General features: G+C 73.2%; 13 protein-coding genes. 8 read left to right on the forward strand and 5 right to left on the reverse strand.

What is annotated here, in order from left to right; all coding sequences use genetic code 11:
* Positions 1–146 precede the first annotated feature (146 nt).
* Entirely contained in the window at positions 147–1,178 is a 1,032-nt protein-coding gene (locus OHS59_RS14250; RefSeq protein WP_328493769.1) for a LysR family transcriptional regulator, read from the reverse strand.
* A 102-nt stretch (positions 1,179–1,280) separates the two neighbouring features.
* Here OHS59_RS14250 and OHS59_RS14255 point away from each other — a divergent pair, with 102 nt between their 5' ends.
* Both OHS59_RS14255 and OHS59_RS14260 read left to right on the forward strand, forming a co-directional pair.
* The gene (locus tag OHS59_RS14255) at positions 1,281–2,363 is read left to right on the forward strand and encodes an NADP-dependent oxidoreductase (RefSeq protein WP_328493770.1); all 1,083 of its coding nucleotides are present in this window, start codon (positions 1,281–1,283) and stop codon (positions 2,361–2,363) included.
* A 180-nt stretch (positions 2,364–2,543) separates the two neighbouring features.
* A complete protein-coding gene (locus OHS59_RS14260; protein WP_328493771.1) occupies positions 2,544–4,226 on the forward strand; it encodes a glycoside hydrolase family 97 protein in 1,683 nt (560 codons plus the stop codon).
* Between the two features lie 264 nt (positions 4,227–4,490).
* On the opposite strand, the gene pruA is transcribed toward OHS59_RS14260, so the two are convergent.
* Both pruA and OHS59_RS14270 read right to left on the reverse strand, forming a co-directional pair.
* Positions 4,491–6,122: an L-glutamate gamma-semialdehyde dehydrogenase gene (gene pruA / locus OHS59_RS14265; RefSeq protein WP_328493772.1), complete on the reverse strand. Its 1,632-nt coding sequence runs from the start codon at positions 6,120–6,122 to the stop codon at positions 4,491–4,493.
* A gap of 77 nt (positions 6,123–6,199) precedes the next feature.
* Positions 6,200–7,126 (reverse strand): proline dehydrogenase family protein, encoded by a 927-nt coding sequence (locus OHS59_RS14270; RefSeq protein ID WP_328493773.1) that lies wholly within the window; start codon positions 7,124–7,126, stop codon positions 6,200–6,202.
* A gap of 198 nt (positions 7,127–7,324) precedes the next feature.
* Here OHS59_RS14270 and OHS59_RS14275 point away from each other — a divergent pair, with 198 nt between their 5' ends.
* Complete coding sequence (locus OHS59_RS14275; protein ID WP_328493774.1) at positions 7,325–8,581, forward strand: PucR family transcriptional regulator; 1,257 nt, start codon at positions 7,325–7,327, stop codon at positions 8,579–8,581.
* Here OHS59_RS14275 and OHS59_RS14280 read toward each other — a convergent pair.
* A complete protein-coding gene (locus OHS59_RS14280; protein WP_328493775.1) occupies positions 8,578–12,234 on the reverse strand; it encodes a BTAD domain-containing putative transcriptional regulator in 3,657 nt (1,218 codons plus the stop codon). The genes OHS59_RS14275 and OHS59_RS14280 overlap by 4 nt on opposite strands.
* A gap of 378 nt (positions 12,235–12,612) precedes the next feature.
* Here OHS59_RS14280 and OHS59_RS14285 point away from each other — a divergent pair, with 378 nt between their 5' ends.
* The 5 genes from OHS59_RS14285 (at position 12,613) to OHS59_RS14305 (ending at position 18,984) form a co-directional block, all read left to right on the forward strand.
* Positions 12,613–13,803 carry an FAD-dependent oxidoreductase gene (locus OHS59_RS14285; RefSeq protein WP_328493776.1) on the forward strand — a complete coding sequence of 397 codons (1,191 nt, stop codon included), beginning with the start codon at positions 12,613–12,615 and terminating at the stop codon, positions 13,801–13,803.
* Positions 13,804–13,935: 132 nt separating this feature from the next.
* Positions 13,936–15,435 (forward strand): ABC transporter substrate-binding protein, encoded by a 1,500-nt coding sequence (locus tag OHS59_RS14290; protein ID WP_328493777.1) that lies wholly within the window; start codon positions 13,936–13,938, stop codon positions 15,433–15,435.
* A 5-nt stretch (positions 15,436–15,440) separates the two neighbouring features.
* Positions 15,441–17,231: an ABC transporter permease subunit gene (locus OHS59_RS14295; RefSeq protein ID WP_443061438.1), complete on the forward strand. Its 1,791-nt coding sequence runs from the start codon at positions 15,441–15,443 to the stop codon at positions 17,229–17,231.
* Positions 17,228–18,274, forward strand: a complete 1,047-nt coding sequence (locus OHS59_RS14300) for an ABC transporter ATP-binding protein (RefSeq protein ID WP_328493778.1) — start codon at positions 17,228–17,230, stop codon at positions 18,272–18,274. Before OHS59_RS14295 ends, OHS59_RS14300 begins: the two co-directional genes overlap by 4 nt.
* Entirely contained in the window at positions 18,271–18,984 is a 714-nt protein-coding gene (locus OHS59_RS14305) for a dipeptide/oligopeptide/nickel ABC transporter ATP-binding protein (protein WP_328493779.1), read from the forward strand. The genes OHS59_RS14300 and OHS59_RS14305 overlap by 4 nt, the downstream gene beginning before the upstream one ends.
* On the opposite strand, the gene OHS59_RS14310 is transcribed toward OHS59_RS14305, so the two are convergent.
* Positions 18,941–19,600 (reverse strand): TetR/AcrR family transcriptional regulator, encoded by a 660-nt coding sequence (locus OHS59_RS14310; protein WP_328493780.1) that lies wholly within the window; start codon positions 19,598–19,600, stop codon positions 18,941–18,943. The two genes, OHS59_RS14305 and OHS59_RS14310, sit on opposite strands and share 44 nt — an antisense overlap.
* Positions 19,601–19,649 lie beyond the last annotated feature (49 nt).

The following is a 19,649-nucleotide window of genomic DNA, read 5'->3' on the forward strand; positions in this document are numbered from 1 at the left end:
GGGGTTACGAGACGCCGGAAGAGGCGGGGAGCGGTGCCGCAGGGGTTGCCTGCCAGGGGCTCCGGCTCACGACCGCCATTCGCTGGGTCGAGCGAGACGTTCGGCTCCTACAAAGCTAAGTGAGGACCGTGCATCTGTCTCCATAGTTAGTCGGACTTCCTACTATCTGAGACGGCGGATCGGGTCACACTGCCCTGACCTGCGCTTTCGTCTTTCGCGCTGCTTCCCTTCGCGCGGCTTCCTCCGACGTTGCTTCCTTCCGCGCGGCTTCCTCCGACGTTGCTTCCTTCAGCGGCGAGTCCCCGCAGTTCCCTGATCAGCGCGCGTACCGCGAGCGTCGGGGCGAGTTCGGGTGTGGTCACGTATCCCACGGAGCGGGTGGGACGGTCCGGCCCGAGGTCGGTGATCTCCACGGACGGCGGGGCGCCCGTCAGCGACAGCGCGGGCATGATGGCCATGCCGAGACCGCTGCCGACCATCGAGAGCACGGCCCCGTCGTCCTCGGCACGGACCGTCGCGCACGGGATCCAGTCCTGCCCCGCCCACCAGTTCCTGGTGCAGGAGGAGCAGTTCTCCCGCCAGTCGACCAACGGCAGTGAGCGCGGCCGGGGATGGCCGGCCGGATGCACCAGCGAGTACAGCTCCCCCAGGAGGACGTCGCCGATCAGTTCCGGCGGGACCGGCGCGCTCGTGCCGAGGGTGGCGATGCCGATGTCCGCCCGGCCCTCGGCCACCTCCCCCGCCGTGCCGGGGCCGACCTCCCGGACGACTCCGACCGTCGGCTCGATGCCCGGGTGCCGTGCGGTCAGCCGTTCCAGCGCGGGCGGCAGCAGATACAGGGCGGCGCTGCGGAACGCCGCGATGCGCAGCGGCCCGGCGACGGTGTCGCCGCCGCCGGGGCCCGCGCCCACACCGCGCGTCTCGGTGGCGAGCGTGTCCAGCATGCGCAGGACGCGCCGCGCGTGTGTCGCGGCCCGGGCGCCGGCCGGGGTCGGGCGGGCGCCGTGGCGGTCACGTTCGAAGAGGACGACGCCGAGCTTGCGCTCGATGCCGCGCACCCCGTGGGACATGGCCGACTGGGTCGTACCGAGGGCCAGGGCCGCCGCCGAGAAGCCCCCTTCGCTCGCCACGGCCACCAGGATCCGCAGTTCCCGGGGCGCGAGATCGGCTCCGCTCATCAGGGCTCCCACCTGCTGCTATGAGGGCCGCTCATGGGTGCGGCCGTGCCATGAGCGCAACCCTCTGCCCGCCCGGCGCATTCCTGCCTACGGTCCCGTTCCATGACCGCCACGAACGCCTCGCACCCCCTGAACCCCTCTCGCCCCACGAACGCCGCGAGCCTCCCGAGCCCCTGTCGTTCCGCGGACTCCTCGACCGGCCTCGCGCTCACCGTGCGGCAGACCGCCCGGCCGACCGGCTTCCCCACCCCGGAGCACTTCCGGTTCGCCGAATCGCCCGTGCCCGGGCCGGCGCCGGGCACGGCCCTGGTGGAGAACCTGTACTGGTCGGTCGATCCGTACCACCGCGAAATGATGGACGGCGACTTCGAATTGGACGCCCCGCTGGAGGGCCGCACGCTCGGCAGGGTCGTGGCGTCCCGCGATCCGGCGCTGCGCGAGGGCGAGATCGTGTTCCACCGGCTCGGCTGGCGCACCCACTCCGTCGTACGCCCCGAGGAGACCAGGCGCCTCCCGCACCACGACGGCGTACCGCTCTCCGCGCACCTGAGCCTCTTCGGCGGCACCGGGCTGACCGCGTACGTCGGACTCACCCGCGTCGCCCGACTCCGCGAGGGGGACGACGTGTTCGTCTCGGCGGCGGCCGGCGGGGTCGGCACCGCCACCGGGCGGCTGGCCCGACTGCTGGGCGCGGGACGGCTGGTGGGCAGCGCGGGCTCGGCGGCGAAGGTCGCGTACCTCAGGGAACAGGTCGGCTACGACGAGGCCTTCGACTATCACGAGGGCCCGGTCGCGCGGCAGTTGGCGAAGGCGGCGCCGGACGGCATCGACCTGTTCGTCGACAACGTGGGCGGCGACCACCTCGGCGCGGCGATCGGCGCCCTGCGCGAGCGCGGCCGGGTGGTGCGGATCGGCACGGTCGGCCAGTACAACACCCCGGACGCGCCGCCCGTCCTCTTCGACCACGCCGACGTCGTCGAGAAGAGCCTGCGCATCGAAGGCTTCCTGGTGAGCCATTACCGGGACGTGCAGGAGGAGTTGTACGAGTTCGCCGTCCCGCATCTGCTCGCCGGCAGGCTCGCCCTCGACGAGATGATCGTCGACGGCTTCGAGAACATCGTGGACGCGTTCCTGTCGATGCTGCGGGGCGGCAACACGGGCAAGACGATCATCCGGAAGGCCTGACGCGCCCAGATCCGGCGCTTACTGAACGACGCATCAGCAATCCGATGTCTTATGCTGTCAGATTCCTTGAAACGCCCCAATAGCCCCTTCACTCTCACATTTATCGACCCAATACCGTCCAGTCATCGGATGACTGTGCCGGAAGGTCGCGCCAGAAGACTGTGACAGAAGGGGTTGTCCATGGCGGTCTTGGTCCGGGCCCGCACGATCACGCTGATGCTGTGTTCCGCACTCCTCACGACCACCGCGTCGGCCCTTCCCGCCGACGCGAGAACCCTGGCGGCTGGCACGTCGTGGGAGGTGCGCGGCCCGCGCGGCTCCCCCACGGCCGTGGTCTCCCTCGACCCGGCCGACGGGCGTCCGACGCTCGCGGTGGGACGGGCCGGCCGCACCGTCCTCGAACCGTCCCCGCTCGGTCTGGTCACCGAACAGGCCGACCTCTCCCGGGGGTTGACCCTCACCGGCCGCTCCGACCGGACGGTCGCGGAGCGGTACACGGTCCCGACGGGCAAGTTCCACCAGCGCACCGTGCGTATGACCGAGTCCCGTTTCCGCTTCCGTACGGCGGCCGGGGCCCGCGTCGACCTGTTGACCCGTGTCGCCCCGGAGGGCGTGGCCTACCGCTACGTCCTGCCCTCCGACCTGGGCGACGTGGTCCGCGAGGCCTCCGCGTTCACCCTCCCGGCCGGCGCCGAGGCCGTGCTCGGCGGCTACCGCGCCGACAACGAGCTGCGCTTCTCCCGCTACCCGTCGGCGACCGCGGTCCCGGCGGGCCCGTACATGATGCAGTCCCTGTTCAGGACGGACGGCGGCTACGCGCTGATCGCCGAGTCGGACCTCTCCGGCGGCTACGCGGGCGCCCACCTCACCCACGCCGCCGACTCGCCCACGTACGACGTGGGTCTGTGGGCCGAACGCGGCTGGCCGTACGAGGTCGTGGACGCGGGCTGGTACTACAAGCCCGGCGAGTGGGATGTCATCGACCCCGACTGGCAGACGAACAACTGGATGCCCGAGCTGGTGCGCTACGGCAAGGAACGCGGTGTAAAGATCCAGGTCTGGCTCCACTACACCCTCCTCACCGACCCCGTGGAACGCGAGAAGTGGCTGTCCACGCTGGAACGCTGGGGCGTCAAGGGCGTGAAGATCGACTTCATGGACTCGGAGTCGCAGGAGCGGATGGCCTGGTACGACGACGTCCTGCGGGCCACCGCGAAGCACCACCTGCTGGTCAACTTCCACGGCTCCACGATCCCCAAGGGCATCCAGCGCACCTGGCCGCACGTGATGACGATGGAGGGCGTCGGCGGCGAGGAGAAGCGCAACAACACCGCCGAGCAGCTCGCCTCGCTCCCCTTCACCCGCAACGTCATCGGCTCCATGGACTTCACGCCGGGCGCCTTCCACCGCCCGTACCGCCCCAACGTCGGCTCGGATGCCGGTGAGTTGGGCCTCGCCGTGCTCTACGAGTCCGGCGTCCAGAACCTCTCCGGCACCCCGGAGTCGTACGAGGCCCGTCCGCAGGCCCGCCGCTATCTGGAGCAGCTGCCCACCGGCTGGGAGGAGACGCGCCTGCTCACCGGCGACCCCGGACGCTCGGCCGTCCTGGCCCGCCGGGCGCCCGACGGCCGCTGGTTCGTCGGCGGCACGTTCGCGGGGGCGGCCCGGAGCGTGGACGTACCCCTGCGTCTCGGGGCGGGCAGGTGGCTCGTGGAGACCGTGACCGACGGCCCGTCCGGGCTGGTCCGCGCACCGCACGTGGTCCGCGGCGGCGACGGCCTCACCGTGCCGGTGGTGGCGGACGGCGGCTTCGCGGCCCTGGCCTGCCGCTGGCACCCGGGCCGCACGACCTGCGACCACTGAGGGCGTCCCCGTGTCCCCTCTGGGGCGCGGGGAACTGCGCAACGGGGGTCGCTCCGGTGCGCTCACCAGGACGTACGCCGTCGTCGGCCGGCCGCGCACGCACACCGCCCCCGGCCCGGAGGGGGGTGGTTCCGGGGCGGGGGCGGTTCGGTGGGACGTCGTCCCGGGTGCGGGGACGTCCTGGTCCGGGGGTGCGGGACCCAGCCCATGCGCGAGCCGGTCGCAGCTCGGGTACGAGCCGGTCTCAACCCGTGCGGGTCGGGCTCAGCCCATGTGCGGGTACGGGTAGTCGGTCGGCGCGACCAGGGTCTCCTTGATGGCGCGGGTCAGCGTCCAGCGCATCAGGTTCTGCGGGGCGCCCGCCTTGTCGTTCGTGCCGGACGCGCGACCGCCGCCGAAGGGCTGCTGGCCGACGACGGCACCGGTCGACTTGTCGTTGATGTAGAAGTTGCCCGCGGCGTAGCGCAGCTTCTCCATCGTGTGCGCGGCGGCGGCGCGGTCGCCCGCGATGACCGAGCCGGTGAGGGCGTAGTCCGACACCGACTCCATCTGGGCCAGCATCTCGTCGTACTTCTCGTCCTCGTAGACGTGCACGGCGAGGAACGGGCCGAAGTACTCCGTGGTGAAGACCTCGTTGGCCGGGTCGGAGCACTCGACGACGGTCGGGCGCACGAAGTAGCCCACCGAGTCGTCGTACGTGCCGCCCGCGACGATCGTGCAGCTCGGGTCCGCGGCGGCCCGGTCGATCGCGGCCTTGTTCTTGGCGAAGGACCGCTCGTCGATGACGGCGCCGATGAAGTTCGACAGGTCGGTGACGTCACCCATGGTGATGCCGTCGACCTCGGCCGCGAACTCCTCCTTGAAGCCGGAGTTCCAGATGGAGGCCGGGACGTAGGCGCGCGAGGAGGCGCTGCACTTCTGGCCCTGGTACTCGAAGGAGCCGCGGGTCAGGGCGGTCTTCAGGACGGCGCGGTCGGCGCTCGGGTGTGCGACGACGAAGTCCTTGCCGCCGGTCTCGCCGACCATGCGAGGGTAGGTGCGGTACTTCTCGATGTTGTTGCCGACCGTCTTCCACAGGTACTGGAAGGTCTTGGTCGAACCGGTGAAGTGCACGCCCGCGAGGTCGCGGTGCTCCAGAGCGACCCCGGACACCTCGATGCCGTCGCCGGTGACGAGGTTGATGACGCCCTTGGGCAGTCCGGCCTCCTCCAGGAGCTGCATGAGCAGCACGGCGGCGTGGGTCTGCGTCGGGGACGGCTTCCACACGACGACGTTGCCCATGAGGGCCGGGGCGGTGGGGAGATTGCCCGCGATGGCCGTGAAGTTGAACGGCGTGATCGCGTAGACGAAGCCTTCGAGCGGGCGGTGGTCGAGGCGGTTCCAGACGCCGGGCGAGTTCGCCGGGGGCTGCTCGGCGAGCAGGTCACGGGCGTACTTGACGTTGAAGCGCCAGAAGTCGACCAGCTCGCAGGGACAGTCGATCTCCGCCTGCTGGGCCGTCTTGGACTGACCGAGCATCGTGGAGGCGGCGAGGGTCTCGCGCCACGGGCCCAACAGGAGTTCGGCGGCGCGCAGGATGATCGCGGCACGGTCGTCGAAGGACATGGCGCGCCAGGCGGGCGCGGCGGCGAGGGCCGCGTCGACGGCGTCCTGGGCGTCCTGCTTCGTGGCGTTGGCGTAGGTGCCGAGACGGGCCTTGTGGTTGTGCGGCTGCACGACGTCGAAGCGCTCGCCGCCGCCCATCCGCTTCTCGCCGCCGATGGTCATCGGCAGGTCGACGGGGTTCTCGGCCAGCTCCTTGAGCTTCGCCTCCAGGCGGGCCCGCTCGGGCGTGCCGGGGGCGTAGCCGTGCACCGGCTCGTTGACGGGGGTGGGGACCTGGGTCACTGCGTCCATGGGTTCCGTACTCCTTGATGAGCGGGTGTTTCGGGGCTCGGGCCCGGGTCGGCGGCCCCTTGCTGATGTCCTGGGGCTCAGTCCTTGGTGAGGACCGAGCGGGCGAAGAAGAGAAGGTTGGCGGGCTTCTCCGCGAGGCGGCGCATGAAGTAGCCGTACCAGTCGGTGCCGTAGGCGGTGTAGACCCGCATGCGGTGGCCTTCGGCGGCGAGCCTGAGGTGCTCGTCGCTCCGGATCCCGTACAGCATCTGGAACTCGTACTCGTCGATCTTGCGGCCGGCGCGCCGCCCCAGCTCCTGCGCGATGGAGATCAGGCGCGGGTCGTGGGACCCGATCATCGGGTACCCGTCGCCCTCCATCAGGATGCGCAGCACCCGCACGTACGCCTTGTCGATCTCCGGCTTCTGCTGGTACGCGACCTCGGCGGGCTCCTTGTACGCGCCCTTCACGAGCCGTACGCGGCTGCCGTTCGCGGCGAGGCGGCGGGCGTCGGCCTCGGTGCGGAAGAGGTAGGCCTGGATGACGCAGCCGGTCTCCGGGAAGTCCTTGCGGAGCTCCTCGTGGATGGCGAACATCGAGTCGAGGGTGGTGTGGTCCTCGGCGTCCAGCGTGACGGTCGTGCCGATGGCGGCGGCGGCCTCGACGACGGGGCGGACATTGGCGAGGGCCAGCTCGTGGCCGTCCTCCAGCGCCTGTCCGAACAGGGACAGCTTCACCGACATCTCGGCGCGCGTCCCGAGGTCCAGCTCCGCCAGGCGGGCGACCAGCTCCAGGTAGGCGTCACGGGCGGCGCCGGCCTGCTCGGGGGTGGTGATGTCCTCGCCGACGACATCCATGGTCAGCTCCAGGCCCTTGGCCGTGAGGTCCTGGATGATCGGCACGATCTGGTCGACGCTCTCGCCCGGAATGAAGCGGTCGACGACAGGCCTGGTCACCGGGGCCGCCGAGACGAGACGACGCATCCGGTCGCTGCGCGAGGCGGCGAGAATCACGGGACCCAGCACGGGGCACCTCCACAACAAGGCCGGCGGAAAGCCGCACCCGCCCCGGCGGGGTGCCCCAGGTGGGGCGTCCCGAGCGGGATGTTCGGATACGGCACGGAGAACCACCTGAAACCTAAGGATCGCTCCGATCGTCGGCCATCGACAGCTGTCACGCATCCAGGCCCCGGATCTCAGACAGATGTATGAAGGCTCGGGGAAATGCGCGAGAATGCCCGAGTGACGTCGGAACACAAGGGTGACTATCAGGAGCTGGTCGACGAGATCTCGGAGCTCCTCGGCGCCCCCGCGACGCTGGAGAACCGCGACTTCGAGCTGATCGCCTTCGGCGCGTACGACAGCGAGGGCGAGCTGGACGCCTCCGCGCTGGACCCGGTGCGCGCCCGCTCGATCCTCACCCGCCGCTCGACGGCGGCGGTGCGCACCTGGTTCGAGAGCTTCGGCATCGCGCGGGCGATCGGCCCGGTCCGGATCCCGCCGACCCCGGAGGCGGGCGTGCACCGGGGCCGCGTCTGTCTCCCGGTACGCCATCGGGGTGTCGCCCTCGGCTATGTGTGGCTCCTGGCCGACGATCCGGGCCCCACCGACCGGCAGCTCGCGGCGGCCATGGAGGTGACGCCGCGCATCGGCGCCCTGCTCGCGGACGAGGCCCAGGCGGGGGCGGACCTGAGCCGCGAACTCCGTGCCGTCCTCACCGCCGGGAGCGGCTGGCAGCGCGAGCTGGCGGTGACGGAGCTGCGGACGGCCCTGGGCCCTCGCGGCGAAGGCCCGCACACCATGCTCTGCGTGGCCGCCTGGCCCTCGGCCGACCCCGACGATGCCCCTTCCGTACGCACCATCCCGGGCGCCACCGCCCTGTGCGCCCTCCCCCGGGGCACCGACGACCAGGACCTGGCCCTGCTGGTCCGCCTGCGCTCCCCGGAGGTCCTCACCCCGGCGACGACGGCGGCCTCCCGCCTCCTCGAAAGGGCCGAGGAGGTACGGGGATCCGGCGCGCCCGCTCCTGTCCAGCAGGCGCACGAGACCGAGGGCCTACCGGGCCACGGCGGGACCGCGGCCGGGATCGCCGGGCCCCGCACCGGCCTCACCGACCTCTTCGCCGCCTGGCAGGAGGCCTCGGCCGCCGCCCGCGCGGCACTGGCCGAGCCCCGGCTGGGCCCGGTCGCGCACTGGTCGTCGATCGGCCCCTACCGCCTGCTCTCGACGATGCCCCCGAACGCCGCCCCCGACCCGGCCGTACGCCCGCTGCTCACCCCCGCCCACCGCGAACTGGCCCGCACCGCCGAGGTGTTCCTCGACTGCGCGGGCCAGGCCGGCCGCACCGCGGCCGAACTGGGCATCCACCGCCAGACCCTCTACTACCGCCTGTCCCGCGTCGAACAGCTCACGGGCCTGGACCTGGACGACGGCGAGGACCGGCTGCTGCTGCACATGGCGGTCAAGGCGCGGCGCATCTAGGACAGCTGCTCGCGGGACAACCGGGCCGGGTCGACCTCGGTCACGGCCGACTTCCCGTCCAGGTCCCACCCCTGCGCGTACGCCTCGGCGAAGGCCTCCCCGCCCAGCGCGGCCCGCCCCCGGCGGGTGAGGTCGCGGACCTGCCGATCGGTGCGGTCGTGGGCGCCGCGCAGCCGGGCTGCCGCGCCGAGCAGCACGGCCGCCGCGTGGTGCCGACCGAGTGCCTCGGCGAGCGCGGCCACGGTCACCGCCACCAGCGACAGGTTCGGCAGGTCGCCGGTCGCCAGCGCCGCCGCGTACGCCTTCGCCAGCGCCCGCTGTGCGCCGGCCGGATCACCCGTCTCCAGGCACAGCGAGGCCCGCGCGCTGCCGACCAGCGCCCGCGCGTGGTCACCGGGGAACGCGTGATCGCCGGGGGGCGGATGGGGAACCGGGCGCCCGTGGGCCCGTGGGGATGGGGGGACGCCGGGGGACGAGAGGCCTCTGGAGGCCGAGAGGTCACCGGAGGCCGAGAAACCGCCGGACGCCGAGGGAACGCCGGAGACCGAGAAGTAACCCGGGGACGAGAAGTCACCGGAAGCCGAGAGAGCGCCGGAAGCCGAGAGGTCACCGGAGAACGAGATGTCACCCAGGGACGACGGGCCGTCGTACAGGCCCTGTTCGGCCTTGTCGAGCAGGGCCCCCGCCCGGGACAGGTCGCCGAGGCGGAGCCTGAGGACCGCTTCCCAGCCGTCGACCAGGAACAGGGTCTCGGGCGAGTTCAGGCGCAGCGCCCGTTCCCGGGCCGAGTCGATCGTCGCGATCACCAGGTCGGTGTCGCCGCGCCGCAGGTGCAGGTCGATCCGGCGCAGGCCGCCGAACACCTCGTCGGCGAGGCTGAGCGAGCCGAACTCCCCCGCCAGGACGCCGGCTTCGCACAGGTCGGCCAGCGCGCCGTCGAGGTCGTCGTCGTACTGCCGAAGCCGTGCGCGCATCGGCAGCGCGTCGGCCAGTCCCCAGTGGTCGCCGACCTGCCGGAAGCAGGCCAGGGCCGCCTCCACGTCGGTGCGCACCTTGTCCAGCTCACCCGCGTTCTCGGCGAACTGGGCCCGGAACAGGCGGGCCAGCCCGGACAGCCACACGTCGTCGCCGTCGGCCAGCCGCCCGACGAGCGCGGGCACGGCCGCCCCCTCCCCCCGCAGGAACGCGAGCGGCAGCGCGGCGAGCGCGCCGTACGGGCCGGGCAGCTCCGGATACGCGAGCAGCCGGTCGGACGCCTCCCGTATCCCCGCCCGGTCGGCCGCGGACTCCTCGGCCGTCGCGCCGGGCCGGGTGACGACCCGGTTGAGCAGGTGGATCGCCCGGGCGCAGTCGCGGTCGGGCGTCGGCTCGCCGCCGGGCACCGCAAGTGCCTCGCCCAGCCGGTGGGCCGCCTCGGAGTGCCTGCCGAGCATCTGCCAGTACCAGGTCAGGTGCAGGACGAGCGCGATCGCACCGGATGCGTCGCCCCGGTCGCACCGGCGGCGCAGGGCGGCGAGCGTGTTGTCGTACTCGGCGCCGACGACCCGCATCGCCGCCGGCCGGCCGGGCCCGCGCAGGCGCGGGTCGGCCCTGGCCATCAGTTCGGCGAAGTGGTCGGCGGCCAGGTCGCGGACGGCGCCGAGATCGCCCGTCCCGGCCAGGCGGTCGGTGCCGTACTCGCGCAGCGTCTCCAGCATGCGGTAGCGGCCCGGGACGGGCCCGAGGTGCAGCAGCGACCGGTCGACCAGGGCGGCGAGCAGCCCGGGGATCCCGGCGGCCGGTACCGCGGTGCCGGCGCAGAGCGCGGCAGCGGAGGCCGGCGTGACGCCGCCGGGCAGGACCGAGACGCGTTCGGCGACCGTACGCTCGTCCTCGCTGAGCAGGTCCCAGCTCCAGGCGATGACGGCGCGCAGTGTGCGGTGCCTGGGCAGCGAGGTCCGGCTGCCGGTGGTGAGCAGCCCGAACCGGTCCGAGAGCCCGTCGGCGAGTTCGGGCAGTGACAGCGTGCGCAGCCGGGCCGCGGCCAGTTCGAGGGCCAGCGGCATGCCGTCCAGCGCGCGGACCACGTGCCGGACCTCGGGCAGGGTCGTCCCGTCGACCTCGAAGCCGGGGCGTACGGCCGCGGCCCGCTCGGCGAACAGGCGTACCGACGCCGTACTCCGGGCCCGCGCGACGCCGTCGTCCGGGCCGGGCGGCGCGAGCGGGCCGAGCGGCACGAGCGCCTCGCCGTCGACCGCGAGGGGTTCGCGGCTGGTGGCGAGGACGCGCAGCCCGGGGCAGCGGGGCAGCAGTGCCGCGACCAGGTGGGCCACGGCGTCGATCAGGTGCTCGCAGTTGTCGACGAGCAGCAGGATCTCCCGGCCGCCCAGCCGGTCGACGAGCACGTCCACGTCGTCGTCCTCGACCCGCGTCCGGGCCTCCAAGAGCTGTGCACGGACCTCGGAGACCGGTGTCCGGGCTTCGAAGACCGGTGTGCGGGCCTCGGAGACGGGTGTGCGGGCCTCGTAGACGGGTGTGCGGGCCTCGTAGACCGGTGTCCGGGCCTCGTAGACCGGTGTCCGGGCCTCGTAGACCGGTGTCCGGGCCTCGTACACGGCGCCGCCGCGCAGCCCGATCGCGGCGAGCAGGGCGGCGCCGGCCTTGGCCGGTTCGGTGACCGGGGCGAGGTCGGCCAGCCAGGCGCCGTCGCGGTACGCGTGGCGGTGGCGGCGGGCGGCCTCGACGGCGAGCCGGGTCTTGCCGGCGCCCCCGGGGCCGACCACGGTGACCAGGCGCCCGGCGGCGAGCAACGACTCGATCCGGGCGAGGTCGTCGTCGCGCCCGATGAAGCTGGTGAGCGGCGCGGGCAGGTTGCCCGGCCCGCTCTGCGCGGCGGCGGCGGCCTGGGTGGGCCGTTCGGCGCGCAGCAGGCGCAGGTGGCGTTCGCGCAGGGCGGTGCCCGGGCCGGTGCCGAGGTCGTCGGCCAGGGTTTCGCGGACCCGCTCGTACAGGGCGAGGGCCTCTGCCTGGCGGCCCTGGGCGGCGAGCGCGTCCATGAGCAGCGCGGCGGCACGCTCGTGGAGGGGGTGCTCGGCGAGCAGGGCGGTCAGGCGGGTGGCGGCCATGTCGGCGTGGTTCAGGGCCAGTTCGGCTTCGGCGAGGTCCGTGACGGCCTCGACCGAGGTGTGGGCCAGCCGGGTCGCGGCGGCGGGCGCCACCGCGGCGACGACCGTGGGCCCGGCGCCGGGACGGTCGCCCCACAGCGCCAGGGCCTCACCGAGCACGGCCGCCGCGGTGCGCGGATCGCCCGCGCGCAGGCGGTCCCGGCCTGCGGCGGCGAGCCGTTCGAACCGCAGCGCGTCCACGTCGGTGGCGGCCACGTCCAGGCGGTAGCCGCCAGCGGCCCGCGCGAGGAGGCCGGCCGAGCCGAGGCTGCGGCGCAGTCGCGAGACGAGTGCCTGAAGGGCGTGGGCGGGGTCGGCCGGCGGGTCCTCGGCCCAGATCGCGTCGACCAGGACGCGCGGAGCGACCGGGTGACCGCCGGCGAGCGCCAGCCGTACGAGCAGCCCTTGCGACCGCGCCCCCGGAACGGGCAGGGCGGCACCGCCACGGGACGCGGACACCTGGAGGGCGCCGAGCAGCGCGATGCGAAGCCGCGCGTCCCCGTCCTCCATCGCCCCATCTTCGCGCGCGCAGCCGCAAGCTCCCACCCCGGGGCGGGGCCCGCCGCCCTGTCGCCGGACTACGGTCCGGGGCTCCGGTCCAGGGCGGTGCGGTCGGCGCGGACGCAATCGGTTCGCGCGGGCCGCGTGGTCCGCGTGGTCCGCGTGGCCGATGCGACCGGCGTGGTCCGCGTGGCCGATGCGGTCCGCGCGGTCGATGCGAGCGGCATGGTCCGCCTGGCCGATGCGGTCGGCGCCGTGTGAGCCGCCGTCAGCGCCGCGTGAGCCCCGTGTGAGCGGCCCCGGCCACTCTTTGGTCCACCTGATCCCGGGGGCGACCGGCCGGAACCGACCAACCGCCCCCATCCCGATCCCGATGGAGCCACCACCATGAGCACCCCCGCAACAAACAGCCCCGTAACGACCGGGCCCGGCACGACCGGCCCTGACACGACCACCCCGGTCACGATCATCGGCGCCGGACTCGGCGGCCTCACGCTCGCCCGTGTCCTGCACGTCCACGGCATCCCGGCCACGGTGCACGAGGCGGAGGCCTCGCCGACGGCGCGCACCCAGGGCGGAATGCTCGACATCCACGACTACAACGGCCGACCGGCTCTGGAGGCGGCCGGTCTGACGGAGGAGTTCCGCGGCATCGTCCTGGAGGGCCACCAGGCGGTACGGGTCCTCGACCCGGACGGGACCGTCCTGTTCGACCAGCCCGACGACGGCTCGGGTGGCCGCCCCGAGGTGCAGCGCGGCGACCTGCGACGGATGCTGCTCGACTCGCTGCCCGCCGGCACCGTCCGCTGGGGGCACAGGGCCGACGCCGTACGCCCCCTCGGCGACGGCCGCCACGAGGTGACCTTCACCGACGGCACCACCGTCGTCACGAGCGTGCTGGTCGGCGCGGACGGCGCGTGGTCCCGGGTCCGCCCGCTGCTCTCCGCCGCCACACCCGAGTACACCGGCGGTTCGTTCGTCGAGACCTATCTGTTCGACGCCGACACCCGGCATCCCGCCGCCGCGAAGGCGGTCGGTGACGGGTCGCTGTTCGTGCTCGGCGCGGACGGGAGGCTGTTCTCCGCCCACCGGGAGAGCGGCGGGACCCTGCACACCTACGTGACGCTGTCCGAGCCGCAGGAGTGGTTCGCCGCCATCGACTTCACCGATTCCGCCGCGGCCCTCGCGCGGGTCGCCGGGGAGTTCGCCGACTGGGCCCCCGAGCTCACCGCCCTCATCACCGACAGCGACACCGCGCCGGTCCTGCGCCCGCACCACATGCTGCCGGCCGGACACCGGTGGGACAGGAAGCCCGGGGTGACCCTGCTCGGTGACGCCGCCCACCTGGCGGCCCAGGACGGCGAGGGCGCCAACCTGGCCATGCAGGACGGCGCCGAGCTGGGCAAGGCCCTCGCCGCACACCCCGGCGACATCGAGTCCGCGCTCACCGAGTACGAGCAGGCCATGTTCCCGCGGATCGCCGCGGCCACCGCCGCGTCCAAGGCCGCCAACGAGGGCACGCCCACTCCTCAGGACCTGATCGACTTCTTCCGCCGGGACGACGAGCAGACCTCATGAAGCAGCCATCGCCAGGCCGGGCTCCCCGTGGACCACCCGGTCATTATTGAAAACGATTATCATCATGCTACGGTCGGCGCACCTCTCCATTGACCAGCCCTTTACCTGACCAGCCCTCACCCGGAGTGCTCCGTGCGCCTGCCCGTCCGCCTTCTCCCCCTGTCCGCGCTGTCCGCGGCCTCCACCCTGCTGCTCACCGGCTGCTTCTCGGAGCCGGGACCGGCTGCCGGCGAGTCCGCGGGCGGCGACGGCAAGCGCGTACGCGTCGCGATGATGAATCCGCCGCGTTCCGGCCTCTCGCCGCTGTCCGACGACGCGTTCAAACTCTCGCGCTGGTCGGCCGCCGAGACGCTGGTGACGCTCGACGAGGACGGTGACGCGGAGCCCGCGCTCGCCACCGGGTGGCAGCAGGACGGCCGGACCTGGACCTTCGGGATACGGGACGGCGTCACCTTCCACGACGGCACGAAGCTCACCGCCGAGTCCGTCGTGCGTTCGCTCACCAGGGCCGCCACCGCCTCCCCCAAGCCGCGCATCCTCGACGGCGTGGACCTGACGGTGAAGGCCGACGGGGACTCGGTCACCGTCACCACCGGCACCGAGGACCCGCTGGTCCCGCAACGGCTGAGTTCGCCGCAGTTGTCGATCCTGGCGGCGAAGGCGTACCGGGGAAAGACCGTCAGTCCGGTCGGCGCGGGCACCGGCCCCTTCGAACTGACCGACGTGAACGGCACGTCGTCCGCGGCCCTCGACCGCTACGACGGCTACTGGGGCGGCAGGGCCAAGTCCCCCGGCATCGACGTGAGGTTCGTGCCGGACGGCACCGCCCGCGCGGCCGGCCTGCGCAGCGGCGAGGCCGACATCGTCGAGGCCGTACCGGTGTCGCAGGCCGCGCTGCTCGACGAGGACCTGGTCACCGAGGTGCCGATGCCGCGCACCAACACCCTGTACCTGAACACCGGCGGCGGCCCCTTCGAGGACCCCTCGCTCCGGGCCGCCGCCCGCGAGGCCGTCGACGCCGAGTCGATCGTCAAGGGTGTGTACGAGGGTCGCGCCGACGTGGCGAAGGGCCTGCTGGGCCCCGCCCTCCCCTGGGCCGCCGGCCTGCGCAAGCCGGTCGAGCGGGTCAGGTCCGCGGCCCCGAAGGGGAAGACGATCACTATCGGTACGTTCACCGACCGCGCCGAACTGCCCGAGGTGGCGCAGACGCTGCAACAGCAGCTCCAGAAGGCCGGGTTCGAGGTGAAACTGGACGTCCGCGAGTACGCGAACATCGAATCCGACGCCCTCTCCGGCGAGTTCGACGCGTTCGTCCTGTCCCGGGCGACGATTCTCGACTCGGGCGACCCGGCCGCGTACCTCTACAGCGACTTCGCCTCCGAGGGCTCCTTCAACATCTCCCAGCTGTCCGACCGGAAGGTCGACGCGGCCCTGGCCGAGGCCGCCGCGACGAGGACCGGCGACGCCCGCCGCCGGGCGGTCGTCGACGCGGAGGCGGCGGTACTGGCCACCGACGCGGCGATCCCGATGCTGCACGAGCGCGTCATCCAGGGCGACGCGGCCGGCGTCGTGGGCGTCGAGCACGACCCGCGCGAACGGGCCCTGATCACCGCAGCGACCTACGTCAAGTGACGTCCGTGGCACGCCTGTTCACCCCCTCCGGCCGTACCGCCCTCACCCGGCTCGGCTGCCTGGTCGCGGTGCTCGCCACCGTGGGGCTGCTGCCCTGGCTCTCCGGCCGCGACCCCGCGCTCACCGTCCTGCGCGCCCGCTCGGCCGAACAGGAGGGCACGCCGGAGGCTCTGGCCGCGATCCGCGCCGACCTCGGCCTGGACACCGGTCCCCTGTCCCTGCTGGGGAGTTGGGTCTCGGGTCTGCCGCGCGCAGACCTCGGCACCTCATGGGTGTCGGGCACCGACGTCCTGCCGTCGGTCGCCGCCGGACTCCAGGTGTCGCTCGCGCTGATGGGCGCGGCCCTCGCCGTCGCGCTCCTGGTGACCTGCGCCCTGGTGGCTCCGGTTCTGGTACGGGGCCGGGGCTCGGCCGGCGCGTTCGCCGCGATGCTCGCCGCACTGCCCGAGTTCCTGCTGGCCACCGTCGCGCTGCTGGTCTGCGGGGTGTGGCTGGGCTGCCTGCCGACCTCCGGCTGGCAGGGACCGCGGTACATGGTGCTGCCCGCCCTCGCACTCGGCGTACCCGCGGGCGGACTGCTCGGCCGCCTGGTCGCGGACGCCCTGCCTGCCGTCCTGGAGGAGCGGTGGGTGGAGCTGTGGCAGGGCGCCGGAGTGAGCAGGGCACGCGTCACGGCCGCCGCCCTGCGCCGCGTACTGCCGCCGCTGGTACCGCAGTTCGGGATGGTCGCCGTCGGTCTGACCGGCGGGGCGGTCGCCGTGGAGACGGTGTTCGCGGTGCCGGGCATCGGGCGTACGGCCCTCGGGGCGGCGAAGTCGCAGGACCTGCCGCTGCTCCAGGGCGCCGTACTGGCACTGCTCGCACTGGGCCTGGTCACGGGCGCGACAGCGGCGGCCGTACGACGCCGGCTGCTGGGCCCCGCCCTGCGCGACGCGGGGCTGACCCTGCCCGCGGCCCGCCCGGTCCGCGCGCACCCGGCAGTTCCGGCGGCACTCGGAGCGGTCCTCCTGACCGGTATCGCCTGGGGGCTGCTGCGCGACCCGTACACCGTGGACACGGCCGCCCGCCTCCGGGCACCCTCCTGGGCGTACCCGCTGGGCACCGACGGGCTCGGCCGTGACGTGCTGGCACGGCTCGGTCACGGGGCCGCGTCGACGGTCGGCACCGCCGTCGCGGTGTGTCTGGCCGGTCTCCTGCTCGCGCTGGCCCTCGGCTTCCTGCCGAGCCTCGCCGCAGGCGCCTCGGACATCGCGAACGCCCTGCCGCCGGTGATCGTCGGCATCCTGGTCGCGGCGGTCGCCGGACCCGGCACGGGCGGCGCCGCACTGGCCGTGGCCCTCATCTCGTGGCCCCCGCTCGCGGCACACGCGGCGGCCCTGGTCCAGGAGGTCCGCGCGTCCACCTTCCTCCTGACCCAACGGGCCATCGGCGCAAGCCCGTTGTGGATCCTCACCCGCCACGTCCTGCCCTCGGTGGCGGCCCCGGTCACCCGCCACGCCCTGCTGCGCCTGCCCGGCATCGCCCTGGCCCTCGCCTCGCTCGGCTTCCTCGGCCTCGGCGCGCAGCCGCCCGCACCGGAGTGGGGCCTGCTCCTGGACGAGTCCCGCGCGTACGTGGAACGCGCGCCCTGGGCGGCCCTGGCCCCGGCGGTCGCACTGGCCCTGCTGGCGGGCCTCGCGGTGTCGGCGGCGTCGTACGCGGAGGGCGGGCGGCCCGGGCGCGGCACACCGCCCCGAACCCGCCGCCCCCTCGTCCCGGCCCCCTTCCGCCGCCTCCACAAGGAGCCGACCCGTTGAACACCGCCCCTGAGATCCTGCTCTCCGTAAGGGATTTGCACGTCTCCTTCGACTCCGGCGCCGTGGAAGCGGTACGGGGCCTCTCCTTCGACGTACGCGCGGGTGAAGTCCTCGCCGTGGTGGGCGAGTCGGGCGCGGGCAAGTCGCTGACGGCCCGCGCGCTGCTCGGTATGCCGCCGCGGCGGGCGACGGTGTCGGGCAGCGTGCGGATGGGGACGCACGAACTGGTGGGCGCCGAGCGCTCCGTACGCACCGCCCTCTGGGGCCGCCGTCTGGCCCTCGTACCCCAGGACGCGCTCTCGGCGCTCTCCCCCGTGCACACCGTCGCCGACCAACTCGCCGCGTCCGTACGGTCCGTGGACCGCGTCTCCCGCAAGGCGGCGCGGGCCAGGGCGGTGGCCGCGCTGGAGGAGGTCGGCATCGCGGCGGACCGGGCGCGGTCCTACCCCCACGAGTTCTCCGGCGGTATGCGCCAACGCGCCGTCATCGCCATGGCCCTGCTCCACTCCCCCGCACTCGTCGTCGCCGACGAACCGACCACGGCCCAGGACCCGGAGACCCGGCGCCAGATCCTCGGCCTCCTGGCCCGCCGCAGTCAGGCCGCGGGCGCGACCCTGGTCCTGATCACCCACGACCTCCCCACCGTCCGCGAACACGCCGACCGCGTCCTGGTCATGTACGCGGGCCACCTGACCGAGGAGGGCCCGACGAACGAGGTGTTCACCCACCCCCGAGCCCCCTACACAGCAGGCCTCCTGGCAACAACACTCCCACCCCGAGACCAGCCCCCACGCACCCGCGGACAACGACTCCCCGCAATACCCGGCACCCCTCCCACCCCCACAGACCCCCGGCCAGGCTGCGCCTTCGCCCCCCGCTGCCCCCTGGCAGACACGAGCCCCTCAACCACGAACCCCGCGGACGCGAACCGCTGCCGCACCCATCGCCCCGAGCCACAGACCCACAACAACCGCACAGTCGCCTGTCACCACTGGCGCGACCTCCCGGACGACCCGGCCACGCTGTTCACGGAGCCCACATGACCGCCCCCCTCCTCGCCGTACGCGACCTCGTCGTCCGTCACGACGACCGCACCGCCGTGGACCACGTCTCCTTCGACATCGCCCCCGGCGAGACCCTCGGGCTCGTAGGCCCCTCGGGCTGCGGAAAGTCCTCCACGGCCCTGGCCGTACTGCAGCTCCGCCGCCCCGACGCCGGCGAGGTGTGGTTCGACGGACAGGAGCTGACCTCGCTGGACGAACGCCGCCTCAGACCCCTGAGAGCGGCGATGCAGCCCGTCTTCCAGGACCCGTACGGATCACTCAGCCCTCGCCGCCGCATCCGGGACGCTATCGCGGAACCCCTGCGCGTACAGGGCACTTGGGACCGTGTGAGCGGCCCCGCACGTGTGGCGGAACTCTTGGAGCAGGTCGGGCTCGACCCCTCACACGGCGACCGGCGTCCGCACGAGCTGTCCGGCGGTCAGTGCCAACGCGCCGGAACGGCACGCGCGTTGGCGAGCGGCCCGAAACTGCTGGTGCTCGACGAACCGGTCTCCGCTCTCGACCCGTCCCTGCGCGCGGGCATCCTCAACCTGCTGGCGGAACTGCAGGAACGCCTCGGCCTGGGCTACCTCTTCATCTGCCACGACATGACGCTCGTACGACACTTCTGCGACCGGGTCGCCGAGATGCGCGACGGCCGCATCGTCAGGACGACTCCGCCGCGGCCCGCGCCGCCCTCCCGCCCATGACCCCCGTGCCACCCGCGGCCTCCACGACCCGCCGCAGCCCCTCGGTGAGTTCGTCGGCGTTCGTCGCGGTGTCGGGATCGAAGGTCCACTGCGCGATGAGCCCCATCATCAGGGTCATGTAGAACTTGCCCAGGGTGTCGACGTCCTCGTCGGGCACGTCCTCCTCCAGGCCGCCCATCAGCATCGGGATGATGCCGCGCGCCCCCTCGCGCTGGGCCTTCGCCAGATGGTCGCGCACGCCGGGCAGCTTGTCGCCCATGGCCACGATCTCCATACTGAGATGCCAGGGCGAGCCCGGTGTGCGCATGGTCCCGATGATGTTCTTCCAGACCTCGTGGAACCTCTCGAGCGAGCCCGGCTCCGAGCCGAGGTCCGAACCGGGTTCCGAACCGGTCGCCCCCGGCTTGCGCTCCTCACCGTCGAAGGCGTCGGAGACCTGCTCGACGATGGAGATGTACGCCTCCGCGAGCAACGCGTCCTTCGACCCGTAGTGGTAGCCGATCGACGCCAGGTTGGTCCCCGACTCCTTGACGATGTCGCGCGCGGTCGTCCGCGCGAAGCCCTTCTCCAGCAGGCAGCGCTTGGCGCCTTCGAGCAGATCCTCACGGTGTCCCATGCCGCTCACCCTACCTTCGTGACAGACAACCGTCCCAGACGCACGTATT

Source organism: Streptomyces sp. NBC_00414, from assembly GCF_036038375.1.
Lineage (GTDB): Bacteria > Actinomycetota > Actinomycetes > Streptomycetales > Streptomycetaceae > Streptomyces.

Excerpts from the sequence above, each read along its gene's own strand:
- OHS59_RS14285 (WP_328493776.1), top strand. The coding sequence starts at position 12,613 with ATGAGCACCCCCGCAACAAACAGCCCCGTAACGACCGGGCCCGGCACG.
- OHS59_RS14310 (WP_328493780.1), bottom strand. The coding sequence starts at position 19,600 with ATGGGACACCGTGAGGATCTGCTCGAAGGCGCCAAGCGCTGCCTGCTG.
- pruA (WP_328493772.1), bottom strand. The coding sequence starts at position 6,122 with ATGGACGCAGTGACCCAGGTCCCCACCCCCGTCAACGAGCCGGTGCAC.
- OHS59_RS14255 (WP_328493770.1), top strand. The coding sequence starts at position 1,281 with ATGACCGCCACGAACGCCTCGCACCCCCTGAACCCCTCTCGCCCCACG.
- OHS59_RS14250 (WP_328493769.1), bottom strand. The coding sequence starts at position 1,178 with ATGAGCGGAGCCGATCTCGCGCCCCGGGAACTGCGGATCCTGGTGGCC.
- OHS59_RS14275 (WP_328493774.1), top strand. The coding sequence starts at position 7,325 with ATGCGCGAGAATGCCCGAGTGACGTCGGAACACAAGGGTGACTATCAG.
- OHS59_RS14305 (WP_328493779.1), top strand. The coding sequence starts at position 18,271 with ATGACCGCCCCCCTCCTCGCCGTACGCGACCTCGTCGTCCGTCACGAC.
- OHS59_RS14280 (WP_328493775.1), bottom strand. The coding sequence starts at position 12,234 with ATGGAGGACGGGGACGCGCGGCTTCGCATCGCGCTGCTCGGCGCCCTC.
- OHS59_RS14260 (WP_328493771.1), top strand. The coding sequence starts at position 2,544 with ATGGCGGTCTTGGTCCGGGCCCGCACGATCACGCTGATGCTGTGTTCC.